This is a genomic window from Lentzea sp. CA-135723, from assembly GCF_050936595.1.
Lineage (GTDB): Bacteria > Actinomycetota > Actinomycetes > Mycobacteriales > Pseudonocardiaceae > Lentzea.
In genome coordinates this window covers 6063571-6078799 of record NZ_JBNJMK010000001.1, presented here as the reverse complement: position 1 = coordinate 6078799, position 15229 = coordinate 6063571, and the positions used below count along the sequence as shown (strand labels likewise).

The window sequence follows — 15229 nt, the reverse complement described above, 5'->3', positions numbered from 1 at the left end:
TCACAGGATCGGCTCTGGCTCGTAGGCGGGGTACTTGTCGACGACCGCGGCGACCTGCTCGACGATGGCCGCGACCTGCGCCGACGCCACGCCGGTGAACGACAGGCGGTCGGCCAGCAGGGCCTCCAGGGCGGCCTTGTCGAGCGGCAGCCGGTCGTCCGCGCCGAGGCGGTCCAGCAGGTCGTTCTCCGCGAGCCCCTGCTCGCGCATCGCGAGCGCGACGGCCACCGCGTTCTCCTTGATGGCCTCGTGCGCCGTCTCCCGGCCGACCCCCGCGCGCACGGCCGCCATCAGCACCTTCGTCGTGCCGAGGAACGGCAGGTAGCGGTCCAGCTCACGGGCGACGACGGCCGGGTACGCGCCGAACTCGTCCAGCACCGTCAGGAACGTCTCCAGCAGCCCGTCGAACGCGAAGAACGCGTCGGGCAGCGCGACCCTGCGGACCACCGAGCACGACACGTCGCCCTCGTTCCACTGGTCGCCCGCGAGCTCGCCGACCATCGACAGGTAGCCGCGCAGGATCACCGCGAAGCCGTTCACGCGCTCGCACGACCGGGTGTTCATCTTGTGCGGCATCGCGCTGGACCCGACCTGGCCGGGCTTGAAGCCCTCGGTGACGAGCTCGTGGCCCGCCATCAGCCGGATGGTCTTCGCGACCGACGACGGCGCGGCGGCGAGCTGCACGAGCGTCGAGACGACGTCGAAGTCGAGCGAGCGCGGGTATACCTGGCCGACGGACGTGAGCACGCGCTCGAAGCCGAGGTGGCCCGCGACCGTGCGCTCCAGCTCCGCGAGCTTCTCCGGCGTGCCGAGCAGGTCGAGCATGTCCTGGGCGGTGCCGACCGGGCCCTTGATGCCGCGCAACGGGTAGCGCGCGATCAGTTCGTCGAGGCGGGAGAACGCGACCAGCAGCTCGTCGGCGCCCGTCGCGAACCGCTTGCCGAGCGTCGTGGCCTGCGCGGCGACGTTGTGCGAACGGCCGGCCATCACCAGGTCGGCGTGCTCGGCGGCGAGGCGCGCGAGGCGGCCGAGCACGGCGGCGACCTTGGAGCGGATGAGCTCGAGCGACCGCAGGACCTGCAGCTGCTCGACGTTCTCGGTCAGGTCGCGCGAGGTCATTCCCTTGTGGACCTGCTCGTGGCCCGCGAGCGCGTTGAACTCCTCGATGCGCGCCTTCACGTCGTGCCGGGTGACCCGCTCGCGCGCCGCGATCGACTCCAGGTCGACCTGCTCCAGCACGCGCTCGTAGTCCGCGACCGCCGTGGCGGGGACGTCGATGCCCGCGGCCGCCTGCGCCTTGAGCACGGCGAGCCAGAGCTGGCGCTCCAGCACGATCTTGTGCTCGGCGGACCAGAGCGTCGCGAGCGACGTGGAGGCGTACCGACCTGCGAGGACGTTGGCGATGCGGGGCTTCGTCACGTCCTTGAGGTTAGTGCACCCGGCGGCTACTCCCAGCGGATGTTCGGCGCCGTGACCAGCTCTGTGAGCACTCCCACGCGCAACGGCACGGTCTGGCGGATGCCGTCGTTGTTCGACGGGTTGTAGGCGTAGGCGCCCATCCGCACGACCAGTCCGCTCCCGTACTTGCGCGCGACCTCGGCCACCTGGATGTCGGGGGACCCGTTGAGCTCTTCCTTCTCGACGACGGTCGAACCGTCCGGCTGCGGCGTCTCCTTGCAGTACGTGGCACCGCTGCAGAAGGAGTTCGTGTTCAGGCCGTTGGTGGACACCGTCACCTGCAACGCGGTCGGGCCGAGGCCATCGGTGAAGTGCACGAAACCCGCGAAGTCGGTGACGTTGTCGTTCCACTGCAGAGGGGGCTGGGGCGAGTTGTTCCGGTACGCGATCGGGCCGGGGGTGAACGTCGCGTAGAGGCTCTCGAAGTTGTTCATCTTGGCCCCGAGGTTCGCGACGATCTCGTCGCCGATGCGCTGCGCCCTCCGTGCCGGACGCTCGGAGGGGGCTGTCGACGCGCTCGTCGGGCTGTCCGTGGCGAGCTGCGCGTTCTCGCCGTTCTTCGGCAGCAGGCCGGGCAGCGAGAACGACACGACGGCGATCATCGCCGTAGCCACGCCCACAGCGACCAGTGCTCGTCGGCGACTTTTTTTCTGCTCCACCCGCCTGATCAGGGTGTCGGGGTCGAAGTCGAGCGGCGGCTCGTCCCAGACGGCCAGCAGCATTCCCTCGCGGATCTCCTGCTCACTCACGACGCGACCCTCCCCGAACTGCTGTCGAGCTTCTCCACGATGGTGCGCAGGGTGGCGAGACCGCGCGCCGTCTGGCTCTTGACCGTTCCCTCGGTGCACCCCATGGCCACCGCCACCTCGGCGACCGACAGGTCCTCGAAGTACCGAAGCACGAGCACGGCCCGTTGGCGCGGTGGGACCTGGAGCAACGCGGTGTGCACCAGCTCACGCGCCCACAACTTCGCACTGGTGGTGTCCGGGTCCACGGTGGCGTCGGCGGCGTCGGGCAGCTCTCCGTCGCGCTGCTCGGCTCTGCGCCACGGCCTGCGCTTCTCGTCCAGCCAGGTGCGCAGCAGCACCTTGCGGGCGTAGGCGATCAGGTTGTCGAGGTCCTTGATCCGCTTCCAGGCGAGGTACATCTTCATGAGGCTCGACTGCATCAGGTCTTCCGCTGTGTGCCAGTCGCCGCAGAAGAGGTACGCGGTACGTCGCAAAGACGCGGCATTGGCTGCCGCGAATTCGCGAAAGCCCTGTTCGTCGGCCTTGCGCATGCGTTCCCCTCTCGCGTCCTCAACCAGGGGAACGCATCAGAGCAACGCGGGGTTGCATCACTCGTGACGCGAAAGAGCCGAACGGAGCATCCTGCCCGCGACGCCCCGCGGATCGGACTTGAGCTCGATGAACGAGTTGACCACCGAGCCGTCGACCAGCGCGATCAGCTCCTCGACCCGTTCGCCGTCCACGTCACGGCCAGAGCGGGCGAACACGTCCGCGACGAGCCCGCGCAGTTCGGTCGAGAGCGTGCGCATCAACGGCCGCAGGTACGGGCGGCGGCCGGTCGCGACCAGGCGTTCGTAGCGCAGCAGCACGGCCTCGATGTCGGTGGCGTCCTCGCCGACGAGCAGGTCGAGCATGAACTCCACCAGCACGTCGTCGGTCATCTGCTCGGTGATCGACGAGAGCCGTTCGCGGAAGCTCGCGAGCTCGCTGCGGCCGTGGTGCTCGACTGCCGCGGTGATCAGCTCGTCGAGGGAGTCGAAGTAGTACGTGGTCGACGCGAGCGGCAGGCCGGCGCGTTCGGCGACCGCGCGGTGCCTGACCGCGTCGAAGCCGCCCTCCGCGAACAGGCCGGACGCGGCCTCCACGAGCGCCTGCCGCCTGCGCTCACCCTTGGGGGTTGCTGCCGTCATAGTCGAGCCAGGGTACTGGGCGTTCGGTCAGAACCTGGGGGCCAGTGCGGCGGCGACCCTGCGGACCTGCCCTTTCAGCGGTCCGTCGCCCTGCGTGAACACGTAGAGGTCCTGGCCCTTGGCGGTCTTCTGCTTCTCCGTCCCGGCGGGCGGTTCGAACGGCTGCGGCGTGACGATCGCGGTGATCGTGAGCCCGTCGATCCTGAACGCGGCCGAGCGCGAGTCGGGGGAGCAGGTGAGCGTGGGCGCCTCGGCACCCTCCGGCGGAACCGAAAGCTCGACGGCGAGGGCGTCGGCGAGCTCTCGGTCCACACCTGCACAGCCCTGCACTGTGCTTTCACCGGCACTGAGGCCGGTGCTTCCCAGCGTGGACCCGTCTCCCTGCGTGGGCGAGTCCTTGCCGGCGAAGTTCGTCTGCGGGTTCGCCATGTTCGGAGACATCGGCGATTCTGCCTGTTCGTTCCGGTCTTGCCCAGAACCCGCGCTGTTCATCGTGTTCGCGTCGTTGGTGACCCAGCTGTTCGTGGCGATGACGCCGCCGAAGCCGAGCACCACGACGAAGGCGGTGCCCGCGGCGATCGAGTTGCGCCTGCGCTGCGTCGCCTTGCGTGAGCCCGTGCGGATGTCGCCGACGTCGAAGGACGCCGGTGGCGCGTCGTGTGCGGCGTCGCGGAACAGGTCCGCGAGCTTCTGCTCGTCCATCTACGTCCTCCTCTCGCTGGTCGCGGCGCTCACGACGCCGGTCGCAGGTCGTCGATGGCGTCACCCAGAGCTTCCCTGAGCGCCGCCAGTCCGCGCGCGGTCTGACTCTTCACAGTTCCTTCCGAGCACTTCAGCGCCTCGGCCGTGGCCGTGACGTCGAGGCCCTCGAGGAACCTCAGCACGAGCACCGCCCGTTGCCTCGGCGGGACTCTGCGCAGGCCCTTCAGCAACGCCTCACGGGTCGCGACCGTCTCGCCGATCTCGTTGTCCGTCGTCGGCGACTCGGGCATGTCGTCGGTGAACTTCTCACGCCGCCACGGACGGCGAGACTCGTCGATCACCGCGCGCACGACGCTGCGGCGGACGTAAGCGTCCAGAGCCTGCTTGTCCCGGATCTTGCGCCACCTCCTGTGCAGTGCCACGAACGCCGTCTGCGCGAAGTCGTCAGCGCGGTGCCAGTCGCCGCACAGCAGGTATGCCGTTCGGCGCACAGCCTCACGGCGAGCCACGAAGTACTCCGCGAACTCCTGCTCGTCGCGCTGATCCACGCGGACTGCTCTCCGCTCGTTCATCGAGTTGCACTGACAGGACGGAACCTGGGGCACCAACGGTTGCACGAACCACCGGCGAGAGCTACATCACCCCCTCGGTCGTTCACCTGATGTGATGTGATCGGGGTTGTGAAGCCCATTGACCTGCGCTCGGACACCGTCACCCAGCCCGACGACGCGATGCGCCGGGCGATGGCGGCGGCCGAGGTCGGCGACGACGTCCTGGACCACGACCCGACGATGGCCGCGCTGGAGGAGCGGGTCGCCGCGCTGCTCGGCGTCGAGGCCGCCCTGTGGGTTCCCTCCGGCTCGATGGGCAACCTGATCGCTTTGTACCTGCACCTGTCGCGTGGGGATCGGTTCCTCGCTCCTCTCGGGGCGCACGTGCTGGACGCCGAGCTGGGGACCGCCGCCTGGCTGGCCGGTGGGATGCCGCACGCGCTGGTGTCCGTGACGCCTGATGCCGTCGTCGCGGCTGCTGGTGGGGAGTCGCCCTACTACGGGCTGCGGACGACGTTGTTGTGCTTGGAGAACACGCACAACGCGGCCGGTGGCACGGTCACCTCGGTCGCCGATCACGCGGCGTTGGTGGCCGCTGCCCGGTCTCGTGGGCTGGCGGTGCACCTGGACGGGGCCCGGTTGTGGAACGCGGCCGTCGCTCTGGGCGTGTCGCCCGCCGATCTGGTCGGCGGCGCAGACACCGTGCAGGTGTGCCTGTCGAAGGGGCTCGGGGCGCCGGTCGGGTCCGTGGTGGCCGGGTCCGCCGCGTTCGTCGTCGAGGCCCGGCGGGTGCGGAAGATGCTGGGTGGCGGGGTGCGGCAGGGTGGCGTTCTCGCCGCGGCCGGGCTCGTAGCGCTGGACAGGATCTCGCGTCTTTCCGCTGATCACGAGGGTGCCGCGGCGCTGGCCGGCGGGCTTCGGGAGCTCGGGTGGGACGTGGTCGAGCCCGCGACGAACATCATGCTGGCGGCCGTTCCGGACCTGGACAAGACGTTGCTGTCGTTGCGCGAGGCCGGGGTTCTCGCCAGTCCGATGTCGGGCAAGGTGCGGTTCGTGACGCACGGCGACGTGGACGCGGCCGACATCGCCGAGGTGCTGCGCCGGGTGCGGGAGGACGTCTGATGCGCTGGGTCGTGTTCGACTTCGGCGAGGTGATCAGCCGGCGGAACCCGGCGCTGCCCGCGCTGGCCTCGCGGCTCGGGGTGTCGCTGGAGGCGTTCGAGGCTGCTTACTGGGACCGGAACGCCTACGACCGCGGTGGGTCGGATGCCGCTTACTGGGCGTTGATCGGGTCTTCGCTGGGACTGACGTTCTCGGCGGACGAGGTGCGGGAGCTGACCGCTCTCGACAACGCCGGGTGGCTGGACGATCCGGTGGCCGAGACCGTGACGCTGATCGAGGACCTGGCCGCGCTGGGGGTGCCGCTGGCGTTGCTGTCGAACGCGCCGGTGACGTTCGCGCGGCTGGCTTCCTCGACGCCGTGGGCCGGCCACTTCCGGCACCTGGTGTTCTCGGGTGATCTTCTGATGGCCAAGCCGGATGCGTCGATCTGGGCGCACACGTCGTCGTTGCTCGGCTCGTCGGACGTGATCTTCTTCGACGACCGCCAGTCCAATGTGGACGGTGCGCTGCTGGCGGGCTGGGACGCGCGGTTGTGGACGTCAGCCGCCGCTGCGCGCGTTGAGCTCCTTGCGGAGTTCGGCGATCTCCGCCCGTAGGTTCCTGAGCTCCTCGGCCGCTTCGAGCTCGGCGTTCTCGACGCCGCGCAGCTTCTCGACGAGCCAGCTCGCGATCGTTCCGGTGATGACACCGAGCAACGCGATCCCGCCGACCATGAGCAGCCCCGCGACCAGCCGCCCCTCACCCGTGACGGGGTAGCGGTCGCCGTACCCGACCGTCGACATGGTGGTCAGCGTCCACCACAGCGCGTCGCCGAACGTGGTGATGCTGGCGTTTTCCGCGTGCCTTTCCGCATCGAGCACGGCGAGGCTCGCGCAAAACGCGACGATTGCCGTCACGCACGCGACATAAATGCTGACGCGCTGCCGGATCTTGTCCTGGAACTTCTTGTTGAGCAACGTGATGACGGTGATGAGGCGAAGAACCCTGAGCTGCCGCACCATCGGCAGCACGACCGCGGCAAGATCGAAAAGGTGCGTCCTGAGGAATTTCAACTTGTTCTGCGCGAGCGTCATCCTGGTGGCGAAGTCGGCCGCGAACACCGCCCAGATCAGCCACAACACGACTTCGAGGGCGAAGTGCATGGCCCCGTGGTCGTCGAGAACCTGCCACGCGTAGGCGGCGAGAAACACCACGGCGAGTGCCGTCAACGGCCACTCGACCTTTCGCTCCCACCGCTCGAGGCGGGCCTCGTTCGCCAGCAACACCGCCCCATGGTGAGCGGTGTCCGGTCATTTATCCAGAGTCATCGCCTGGATTTGATCGCACCGTAAGCCGCGGTGCCTGCGAGGAGTAGCCCTCCAATCACAGCGAGCCAGAAAAGACCTTTCACGACAGCCCCGACCACGGCCAGCACGATCCAGATCGCCACCAGCCACCCGATGATCGCCCACATAGGACCTCCCTCTGCACCGTGAACGTCCGGCGCCGCGATTTTGTTGCGCTCGTCGGTCTCGACTCCTGACTTGCTGCGCCTCAGAGCCAGGCCTTCAACCGCCGCAGCGCCTCCTCGACGTCCTGCGTGGCCCCGGCGAACGACATCCGCACGAAGTGGTGCCCGTCCACGGGGTCGAAGTCGATCCCGGGCACGATCGCAACCCCGGTGTCCGCCAACAACCTCCGGCAGAACCCCATCGAGTCGTCAGTCAGATGCCGAACGTCCGCGTACACGTAGAACGCCCCGTCGGCAGGCGCCAGCCTCCCGATCCCCAGATCCGTGAGCCCCGCCACCAGCAGATCCCGGTTGACCCGATACCGCTCGAGATGCCCAGCCGTCTCCGCGTACGAATCGGCGTGAAACGCCTCAACCGCCGCATACTGCGCCAACGCCGGCGGACACAACGTGAAGTTGCCGGTCAAACAATCCACGGCCCGCCGCAACCGCTCAGGCAACAACATCCACCCGAGCCGCCACCCGGTCATGGCAAAGGCCTTCGAGAACGAGTTGACGACAATCGCCTCCCGACTCGTCTCCCAAGCACACCGCAACGGCTCCCCATAACTGATCCCGTGGTAGATCTCGTCACTGATCAGCTGAACCCCGTTGCCCTCACACCACTCCGCAATGGGCTCAACGTCCGCGACCGTCCCAGTAGGATTGGCCGGACTGGCAACGATCACCCCCTTGAGCCCAGGATCGAGCATCTCGACCGTGGGCTGAAACCGAGTCTCAGGCCCACAAGGCAACTCGACGACCTCACACCCCAACGCCTTCAGGATGTTCCGGTAAGCCGGATACCCGGGCCGCGCCAACGCCACCCGATCCCCAGCATCGAACGCGGCCAAGAAAGCCAACGTGAACGCCCCAGAAGACCCAGTCGTCACCACCACGTCATCCGCGGCCACCTCAAGCCCGTACTGCCGCCCGTAATGCCCGGCAATCGCCTGCCGCAACTCAAGAATCCCCAACTGCTCGGTGTACCCGAGCGCCTGCTCCCCCAACGCCCGCACCGCGGCATCCCGCACGGGCCGAGGCGCAGGACTGGAAGGCTGGCCGGCCGCCAACGAGATCACGTCCCCGTGCGTGCGCTGCCGCAGCGCGGCAGCGGACAACACGTCCATGACGTGGAAGGGCGGGACGTCAGCGCGAGCAGCCACGGTCAGCATGCCGCCAGGCTAGCTCCCTAACCGCCGCCCAGGCCGCCGTTCTCACCGGCACCGGCGTCCCGCTTCACGCGGCCACCCGTCTCGCGCTGGCGGCCTCCAGACGCTCTTCCGCGCACCAAGCCGGCTCCCCTGGCCCGCCTGGCGCCAAGCCGCCTCGCGCCAACCCCGACCTTCCCAGCCCAACTCCCGCTGAACTGGGCCTCCGCCAGCCCATCTCCCACCGGCCCGCCTCCCGCCAGCCCGCGCCTCCCGCGGACTTGCTTCTTGCCGCCCGGCCGCCCACATCCCTCGCCCCCACTCACATCCCTCGCCGTCCACTCACCACGCCCGTCCGCCCTCCTCCGCGGCCGCCCTCACCTCCCAGCCACAGCACCTCAACCTCAGCCGGCCCCACCGTCACCCTCTCCGTCTGCCCTACATCTCCGGTCCGCCCCCCGCGCTTCCGCATATGCGGGAGAAACTGCAACAGTGTTATGGGACATCGATCACCCGAGTGGGTGTGGACAACTGAAACCCGGCTCATTTCCGTCACGACGTACCTGACGGAGATGGGCCGGGTTTCAGGACAAAGCTCACCCGATCGTGGGTGTTAATACCCTTGGTAGCCGCCGCCCTGCGACATTGCCTTCAGGCCGGGGTGGCCTTCGAAGCCGCCGTAGCGCGAGAAGGTGTAGCGGACGCCGGCGATGATGTTGTCGATCGGATTCCAGATGTCGTCGTGGCCCGGCAGCTTGTGGGCGTTGAAGGTCGAGTCGATGCACTGCATCAGGCCCTTGGAGGGCGTGCCCGCCTGGGCGTTGGAATCCCAGAGGTTGATGGCGTGCGGGTTGCCGCTCGACTCCTTTTCGATGATCTTCCAGATCTCGTCGATGTTCTCGTCGGTGACCGGGATTCCGTTGGCCTGGAGGATTTTGATGGCCTCGCGGATCCACTCCTCGACGTTGCCGGGCGGCGGGCTGCCGGAGGGCGGGCCGCCGCTGGAGCCGAGGCCGCCCACACCGCCGCCGCCCTCGCCGCCTCCACCACCACCGCCTCCTCCGCCACCAGAGGCGCCGCCACCGCCTCCTCCGCCACCGCCGTTGTTCGTCGGTGCGGGCGGGGGTGCGGTGGTGGAGGACGTCTTGGTGGAGTCGTCGGGCGGGGCGGTCGGGGACCAGTCGACGGGCTTGCCGGGGGACGGGACGAACGTCTGGGTGTTCGGGTCCTCCAGCGTCGAGAACTTCGGGGTCAGGCTCGCCGGGCGGCCCTTCAGGGTGCCGGCCGCGGTGTTGACGGCGGATTCCGCTTGGGAGATCACGGGGTTGGCGTCGCTCAGGGCCTCGGCGCAGTAGCCGCGGATGACGCTGTCGACGTCTTCTTGGGGCTGGCCCTGGAGTTGCTGGCGGGCCTGGCGGGCGCGGCTCAGGAGGTTCTCGCAGATGCGGCTCATCGACGTCTTGGCGGTCTCCAGCGCGCTCGCGGCCGCCTCCAGGTCGGTCGCGGCGTTGGTGAGCGCTTCGGTCATCGAGGTGCCGCACTTCGTGACGTTGCCCATGTAGGCGACGAATCCGTCCGCGGCCTTGCCCTCCCAGCCGCCGTCGAGCTGCGCGACGGAGCGTTGCAGGACGCCCGTCTGGTCGCCGCACTTGCCGGCTGCCTGCTTCCAGCGGTTCGCGATGTCGCGGACGGCCTGGGGTTGCGCGGTCTCGATCTTGTCCGCGAGCGCGGCCAGTTCCGCGCCGCCGGGCAACGCCGCGACTTCGTCCATCGCGCTCACGTCACACCGCCCTCATGGAGTTCTTGTTGGCTTCCTCGACATTCGCGACGTTGGTCTGGATCGCGTCGAGCGCGCCTTCGACCTTGCGCAGCACCTTCTCGGCGGCCTCGAACTCGTGTGCGCCCGCCTGGTCCATTGCGGACACCGCGCCCGAGATCGCAACGGAAGAGCCGAGCTTTCCGAAAATGTCCGGATTGCCGTACTGGCCGGAAAAGCCGTCGCCGATCGCACCGAATTGCCCGGCCTGACTGCTCACGGTCGTTCGGCACTGTTCCATGGCTTCCGTGTTGAACTTGCTCGCAGCCATGCGCGCCTACCCCCTCAACGTCTGCTCGCTGACCTTAGAACGAATTGCGCCGGGCGGTGCGGCGATTCGCTCTTTCGAGACGACGACGCCCGCCCGTCGAGTTCGACGGGCGGGCATCGACGAGGGTTCCGTGATCACACTTCTTGCAGGAGCTCCCAGATCGAACCGGCGAGCCGGTGGTTGTCGACGGGCGTGATCGTGCACCACTGACGGCCGTCGCTGCTCGGCTTGAGCTGACGCAGGTACCGCCCGTTGTGCGTGTCGTGGAACGAAACGACGCGCGCCGCGCGGTGTCCGTTGCGCTGCACGCCGAACTGCCCGCGCGTCGACATGCCGTCGAGCATGCCGGCGAGCTCCTGCGCGTCGCCGAGCCGCATTCCCTGCCGTTCCAGCGAGGTGATCATGCGTTGCGCGTCGAGCCCGACGTTCTTGGCAGCGGAGACCAGTTCGTCGTACGGCATGCTGATCGACCGCCCGAACCCGGTGGGCATCTCGCCGGCGACCGACACGGCGGCCTCGGCGAGTGCCGTGCCGCGCGCCTCGATCAACCACATCTCGTCGCGGTCCTGCACCGCCAGGATCGCCTCGTCACCGATCGCCGCGGCGAGCCCGCTGATCTGCCGGTCGGCCCAGATCCACAGGTCGATGGCCACCTGGTGGTTGGCCAGCAACGCGAACCCGTCCGCGAGTTCCGGCACGACCCGCCCGTTGCGCGCGAGCCCGCGCGCCTCCAGCGACTCCCAGGCCCGCTTCACCACCTCCGCCTTCTCGGTGTGGGTGATGGACGGAATCCGCGTGTCCAGCGCGACGTGCGCGGCCGGGAGGCGTTGCGCCTCCCAGACCACGGCGAACTCCACTGTGGACAGAACCACAGAACCTGGTGAGCTCAAAGGGATCTACTTGTCCTTCGGGTCTTCGCCGATGACGGACTGAACCACCATGCGGTCGTCGCCGAACATCTCGTCGGAGTCGACGCCGTACTTGCGCACGTGCTCGCCGTCCTCCTCGCCCTCACCCTTGGCGGCACTGGCCGCGGGCGACATGAGCGACCCGGCCCCCTTGCCGCCGACACCACCCTTGCCTGCAGCAGCGGCACCGGCCCGAGTCCCCTCAGGCCCGACGCCGCTAGCACCACCGGGCGTCATGGCGCCACCAGGCCCCTTGCCCGCGACACCGGTACCGCCGACGCCACCAGCGCCGCCGCCCTTGCCGCCACCAGCGCCGATGGTGCTGGGCGCACCCTTCGGACCGGTGGGAGCGATGGCCGTCTTGGGCGCCTGGCTGGGCCCGCGTCCGCCACCGACGACCTGCGCGCCACGCGCACCGGCCGCACCGCCGGCGACAGCGGCCGCACCGGTCGCCGCGGCGGCGAGGCCGATGGGCGGGGTGCCGATCGCCTTGGGCAGGCCGGGGCCTGCGGCGATGGGGGTGGGCGTGCCGCCGGGCAGGACGCCGGTGGAGTTGCCGGGGATGTTCGGGGTCGGCGCGCCTGGGGTGCCCGTGAAGCCGGGCGTTCCCGCGAAGCCGGGGGTTCCCGGCGTGCCGGTGTAGCCGGGGCCGCCGGTGATGCCGGGAGGGCCTCCTGTCGGCACACCGACCTGCGCACCGACCGACGGGGCGACGGCCGAGCTGGCAACGACGATGTCCGGCGGCGGGTTGGGCGTGCGGAACGAGTCGATCGCGCTCTGGCTGTTCGACTGGTAGCCGTTGAGACTGTCGATGGCCTGCTGACGGGCCGCGTTGGTCGCCGCGACCTCCTGCGCGTGATCGGTTTCGATGCCGAAGAAGCCGCCGACCTTGTCCCCGAAGTTCTGCTCCGTGTCGCCGCGCAGCGTCTGAGACTCTGGCGAACTGTTACGCGCGGTCGAGGTGCTTTCGCCCTGGCGCGCCATCGCATCCGAGTTGCCGGTGGTCGCTTCGCCCGCGTCGTTGAAGCCCTCGGAGGTGACCTTGGTCTTCTGCTGGCCAGCCTCGCCGGCCGCTCCGCCCCAGTCGATGCCCAGAGCCTTCAGCTGGTTGCGCAGTTCGGTGTCCACGTCCTGCAGGCTGCCCGCGAGCGTTCGGAGAACTTCCGAAGCAGCCGCGAACTTCCGGGAGAGTTCACCGCTGCCCGTAGCGAGCTTCTGGACCTCGGTTGCGAGCTGCTGATTGCTCCAGCCTTCGAAGTTCCAGTCAGTGAGTCGTTCACCCGCCATGTCTCCCCCTCACTTCAAGGTCTTGAGCGTCTCGACCGCGAGTCCGGCGGCCTTGCTGGCCTTGCTGCACATCTGGTCCTGCGAGTCGCCCTTCTCGGTCCCGGGGTCGTAGCTCATGTGGAGCTGCTGACCTTCGGCGACGTCGACGGTCACACTGCAATCCACGCTGTTCGTACCCGTGAAAGTGAGCTGCGCGGCACCGTATCCGGCGACGTTCACGACCTTCGCGTCCACGTTTCCGGACCCGCTGAGCCAGAACGGAACGCCCTTGTTCGTCACCAGGACGACCGTGTAGGAATATTTGAGTCCATTTTCATAAAAGCACCCCGGTGCTTTACCGAAATCGGACACCTCGATCTGCTCGGGCACCGTCTCAGTGACCTTGACGTCGGCCATCTGAGCCTGCGTGAGCAGCTTGCACGCGTCGACCCCGGCGAGGCTCAACTCGGACGGGCGCTTCGGCAGCTCTTTGGCAGAATCCGACGTGCCTGACGTGGGGCTGCCCCCTGACGTCGGGCTCGGCTTGCCCTGCTCACCGCTACTGGTGCACGCGGTAGCGGCGACCAGCACGGAAGCTGCCGCGATGACCTTGAAGATCGCCTTGTTCACTTCGTCTTTCCGAACACGTTCGTGATCTCATCTTCGGTGAAGCCGTACTGCTTGGCGGATTGCTGCAGCTGCGCCGCCAAATGATCGAGACTTTCAACGTACTGCGCGATTCGCTCAACATAGGAGTCATCGTCAGTCATCAGGCGGCGATTCCACAGGCCTGCGACGTTAGCGCTCACCATTCCGGCCGAGTCTTCGCCGACGTGCACCTGAAGATCACGCTTGGCCATGCGCAGCGCCCGCTGCAGCACCTCGGCCTGCTCCTGGATGATCACGCCTGCTTTGAGGACAGTGTCCTTGTTGACGTGGAAGTTCTGGCTCGACGGACCCGACGTCAGTCCGTCCAAGAAGGCCGAAGCCGAGTGGAACGCGCTGACCGCGGCCCCGATCGCGCCCCCGGCCACACCCGCGACGGCACTGAGAGCGGCATCCGCCCCCGCGCTCTCCTGTGTCACGACGTCCTACCCCCGTACGGTTGGTAACGGTTCGGTCCCGCTTCGCAGGCTACCAACGCCTGCGTAAGACGTACCTGTGGTTGGACGAAGACCACCCCTCGTTGGTTCCACGTCACTCTCCGTTCCGTTTCCACTGGCGGGGTGCGGTGATTCCGGTAGCTTCCGCGACTTGGGGGACGAACGCACGGGACTACCTGGGGGAATGTGTGCACGGGCCGTACGGGCAGCAGCCGCACGCGTATCAGCAGCCTTATCCGTTTCCGCCGCCCAAGAAACGGCGCATCGGATTGATCATTGCCGTGCTCGCGGTGGTGGTTGTTCTGGTGGGTGGTGGTGTTGCTGCCGCGATCTTGGTCACTCATGAGAGCAGGCCTGCTGCTGTGGAGCCTGAGGCGGCTGACACGAGTGTTATCGCGCAGAGGGTCGTGCCCGAGGTGGTGGAGTACGGCGGGGTGGCGATGATCGACGCCTGCACGGTTATGCCCGGCACGTTGATCGAGGCGGTCGGGTTCCGGGACGCCGCGCACGGGTGGCACAGCCAGCGGTATCTGCCGCGGTCGGTGCCTGGTGTCGACGCGACGGTGAAGGGCGAGGCCGACGCCATCTCCACCTGCCTTTACGAGTCGATGGCCGAGGGTGGGATCGAGCGGTTCACGCTCTCGTTGCGCCAGGCGCCGTTCAACGACGTGGGGTCGATCGGGGTCGGGGAAGGCACGAAGATGACGGTGGCCGGGCTCAGGGCCGCCGTGCGGCCCGGGCTCAGCGCTGGCAGCTTCGACGCTCGGGTGGTCAGCGCGGACGGCCAGGTCGAGGCCGTGCTGGGTGCGTCGCGCATGAGCAACGTCAAGGAGATCACCGATCCCGAGGCGACGTTCTTGCGGCTGCTGGAAGGTGTGGCGGCCAACCTCGCGAAGGGGCCGCAGGGCAGCACGGCGCACGTGCACACCGGGCGGTACGAGAGCGTGCCGAGCGCTTGTGACGTGCTGAGCGGCGAGCGGTTCCGGGAGATCACCGGCGGCAGGGACTCCGGTGTGGTCGAGGCCGACTTCTACGAGAAGGAGATCTTCGACCGGTTCCAGAACGACAAGGACGAGGTGCGGTACTTCTACTCGAACCAGCAGGAGTGCAGGCGGCTTTCGCCGGAGTGGTTCGAACCCGGGAAACGCGGTCAGGGCAAGGCGTTGAAGATCCGCCTCAGGACCTACCGCGACGCCGACATGGCGATCAAGGACGCGCAGGACTGCAACCCGGACTCGCCCTCGCGCGGCGTCACGGGTGAGGCCGCGATGAGCGACGAGAAGATCGGCGACTTCGCCGCGTGCGGCTTCAAGGAAGGCGACTCGCCGACCATCTCCTTCGTCGCGGGACGCACGCAGGTGCGGCTGACCGGCTACGGCGACTGGGCGGCCGACGAACCCGCTGCGTACGTCAAGCAGTTCACGCCGGTCGCTCAGGCCCTCGCCGGCGAGGTGAAGAAGGCGATCGGATAGGG

18 protein-coding genes are annotated in these 15229 nt (G+C 68.3%); 3 read left to right on the top strand and 15 right to left on the bottom strand.

What is annotated here, in order from left to right:
* The 6 genes from purB to ACQEU1_RS28105 are packed head-to-tail and all read right to left on the bottom strand — an operon-like array spanning position 1 to position 4626.
* Entirely contained in the window at positions 1 to 1419 is a 1419-nt protein-coding gene (gene purB, locus ACQEU1_RS28130) for an adenylosuccinate lyase (RefSeq protein WP_433207887.1), read from the bottom strand.
* Positions 1420 to 1445: 26 nt separating this feature from the next.
* Entirely contained in the window at positions 1446 to 2207 is a 762-nt protein-coding gene (locus ACQEU1_RS28125) for a hypothetical protein (RefSeq protein ID WP_433207884.1), read from the bottom strand.
* Complete coding sequence (locus tag ACQEU1_RS28120) at positions 2204 to 2737, bottom strand: SigE family RNA polymerase sigma factor (protein WP_266035830.1); 534 nt, start codon at positions 2735 to 2737, stop codon at positions 2204 to 2206. Before ACQEU1_RS28120 ends, ACQEU1_RS28125 begins: the two co-directional genes overlap by 4 nt.
* Before the next feature lie 57 nt (positions 2738 to 2794).
* Positions 2795 to 3376, bottom strand: coding sequence for a TetR/AcrR family transcriptional regulator (locus tag ACQEU1_RS28115; RefSeq protein ID WP_433207880.1), 582 nt, complete (start codon positions 3374 to 3376; stop codon positions 2795 to 2797).
* 27 nt (positions 3377 to 3403) lie between these two features.
* Positions 3404 to 4078, bottom strand: a complete 675-nt coding sequence (locus ACQEU1_RS28110; protein ID WP_433207877.1) for a hypothetical protein — start codon at positions 4076 to 4078, stop codon at positions 3404 to 3406.
* A 29-nt stretch (positions 4079 to 4107) separates the two neighbouring features.
* Entirely contained in the window at positions 4108 to 4626 is a 519-nt protein-coding gene (locus ACQEU1_RS28105) for a SigE family RNA polymerase sigma factor (protein WP_382443888.1), read from the bottom strand.
* Positions 4627 to 4749: 123 nt separating this feature from the next.
* Between ACQEU1_RS28105 and ACQEU1_RS28100 the strand changes: the two genes are divergently transcribed.
* Positions 4750 to 5751 carry a GntG family PLP-dependent aldolase gene (locus ACQEU1_RS28100; RefSeq protein WP_433211831.1) on the top strand — a complete coding sequence of 334 codons (1002 nt, stop codon included), beginning with the start codon at positions 4750 to 4752 and terminating at the stop codon, positions 5749 to 5751.
* Complete coding sequence (locus tag ACQEU1_RS28095; protein WP_433207874.1) at positions 5751 to 6347, top strand: HAD-IA family hydrolase; 597 nt, start codon at positions 5751 to 5753, stop codon at positions 6345 to 6347. The genes ACQEU1_RS28100 and ACQEU1_RS28095 overlap by 1 nt, the downstream gene beginning before the upstream one ends.
* Here the strand turns inward: ACQEU1_RS28095 and ACQEU1_RS28090 are convergent.
* The 9 genes from ACQEU1_RS28090 to ACQEU1_RS28050 all read right to left on the bottom strand — a co-directional run bounded on the left by ACQEU1_RS28090 (position 6291) and on the right by ACQEU1_RS28050 (position 13737).
* On the bottom strand, positions 6291 to 7016 hold the full coding sequence (locus ACQEU1_RS28090; RefSeq protein ID WP_433207871.1) for a potassium channel family protein: 726 nt from the start codon (positions 7014 to 7016) through the stop codon (positions 6291 to 6293). The genes ACQEU1_RS28095 and ACQEU1_RS28090 overlap by 57 nt on opposite strands.
* A 38-nt stretch (positions 7017 to 7054) precedes the next feature.
* Positions 7055 to 7204, bottom strand: a complete 150-nt coding sequence (locus tag ACQEU1_RS28085; RefSeq protein WP_030465871.1) for a hypothetical protein — start codon at positions 7202 to 7204, stop codon at positions 7055 to 7057.
* An 80-nt stretch (positions 7205 to 7284) separates the two neighbouring features.
* Entirely contained in the window at positions 7285 to 8415 is a 1131-nt protein-coding gene (locus ACQEU1_RS28080; protein ID WP_433207868.1) for a pyridoxal phosphate-dependent aminotransferase, read from the bottom strand.
* Positions 8416 to 9004: 589 nt separating this feature from the next.
* Entirely contained in the window at positions 9005 to 10171 is a 1167-nt protein-coding gene (locus ACQEU1_RS28075; protein WP_433207865.1) for a transglycosylase SLT domain-containing protein, read from the bottom strand.
* Between the two features lies 1 nt (position 10172).
* The gene (locus ACQEU1_RS28070; RefSeq protein WP_433207862.1) at positions 10173 to 10478 is read right to left on the bottom strand and encodes a hypothetical protein; all 306 of its coding nucleotides are present in this window, start codon (positions 10476 to 10478) and stop codon (positions 10173 to 10175) included.
* A 134-nt stretch (positions 10479 to 10612) separates the two neighbouring features.
* The gene (locus tag ACQEU1_RS28065; RefSeq protein WP_433207859.1) at positions 10613 to 11350 is read right to left on the bottom strand and encodes an ESX secretion-associated protein EspG; all 738 of its coding nucleotides are present in this window, start codon (positions 11348 to 11350) and stop codon (positions 10613 to 10615) included.
* Positions 11351 to 11374: 24 nt separating this feature from the next.
* A complete protein-coding gene (locus ACQEU1_RS28060; protein ID WP_433207856.1) occupies positions 11375 to 12673 on the bottom strand; it encodes a hypothetical protein in 1299 nt (432 codons plus the stop codon).
* Between the two features lie 9 nt (positions 12674 to 12682).
* The gene (locus ACQEU1_RS28055) at positions 12683 to 13282 is read right to left on the bottom strand and encodes a DUF3558 domain-containing protein (protein ID WP_433207853.1); all 600 of its coding nucleotides are present in this window, start codon (positions 13280 to 13282) and stop codon (positions 12683 to 12685) included.
* Positions 13279 to 13737, bottom strand: coding sequence for a hypothetical protein (locus tag ACQEU1_RS28050; RefSeq protein ID WP_433207850.1), 459 nt, complete (start codon positions 13735 to 13737; stop codon positions 13279 to 13281). The genes ACQEU1_RS28055 and ACQEU1_RS28050 overlap by 4 nt, the downstream gene beginning before the upstream one ends.
* Positions 13738 to 14162: 425 nt before the next feature.
* Here ACQEU1_RS28050 and ACQEU1_RS28045 point away from each other — a divergent pair, with 425 nt between their 5' ends.
* Positions 14163 to 15227 carry a hypothetical protein gene (locus ACQEU1_RS28045; RefSeq protein WP_433207847.1) on the top strand — a complete coding sequence of 355 codons (1065 nt, stop codon included), beginning with the start codon at positions 14163 to 14165 and terminating at the stop codon, positions 15225 to 15227.
* Positions 15228 to 15229 lie beyond the last annotated feature (2 nt).

Coding starts and splice junctions, on each gene's coding strand:
- ACQEU1_RS28070 (WP_433207862.1), bottom strand. CDS start 10,478: ATGGCTGCGAGCAAGTTCAACACGGAAGCCATGGAACAGTGCCGAACG.
- ACQEU1_RS28095 (WP_433207874.1), top strand. CDS start 5,751: ATGCGCTGGGTCGTGTTCGACTTCGGCGAGGTGATCAGCCGGCGGAAC.
- ACQEU1_RS28060 (WP_433207856.1), bottom strand. CDS start 12,673: ATGGCGGGTGAACGACTCACTGACTGGAACTTCGAAGGCTGGAGCAAT.
- ACQEU1_RS28080 (WP_433207868.1), bottom strand. CDS start 8,415: ATGCTGACCGTGGCTGCTCGCGCTGACGTCCCGCCCTTCCACGTCATG.
- ACQEU1_RS28110 (WP_433207877.1), bottom strand. CDS start 4,078: ATGGACGAGCAGAAGCTCGCGGACCTGTTCCGCGACGCCGCACACGAC.
- ACQEU1_RS28085 (WP_030465871.1), bottom strand. CDS start 7,204: ATGTGGGCGATCATCGGGTGGCTGGTGGCGATCTGGATCGTGCTGGCC.
- ACQEU1_RS28115 (WP_433207880.1), bottom strand. CDS start 3,376: ATGACGGCAGCAACCCCCAAGGGTGAGCGCAGGCGGCAGGCGCTCGTG.
- ACQEU1_RS28120 (WP_266035830.1), bottom strand. CDS start 2,737: ATGCGCAAGGCCGACGAACAGGGCTTTCGCGAATTCGCGGCAGCCAAT.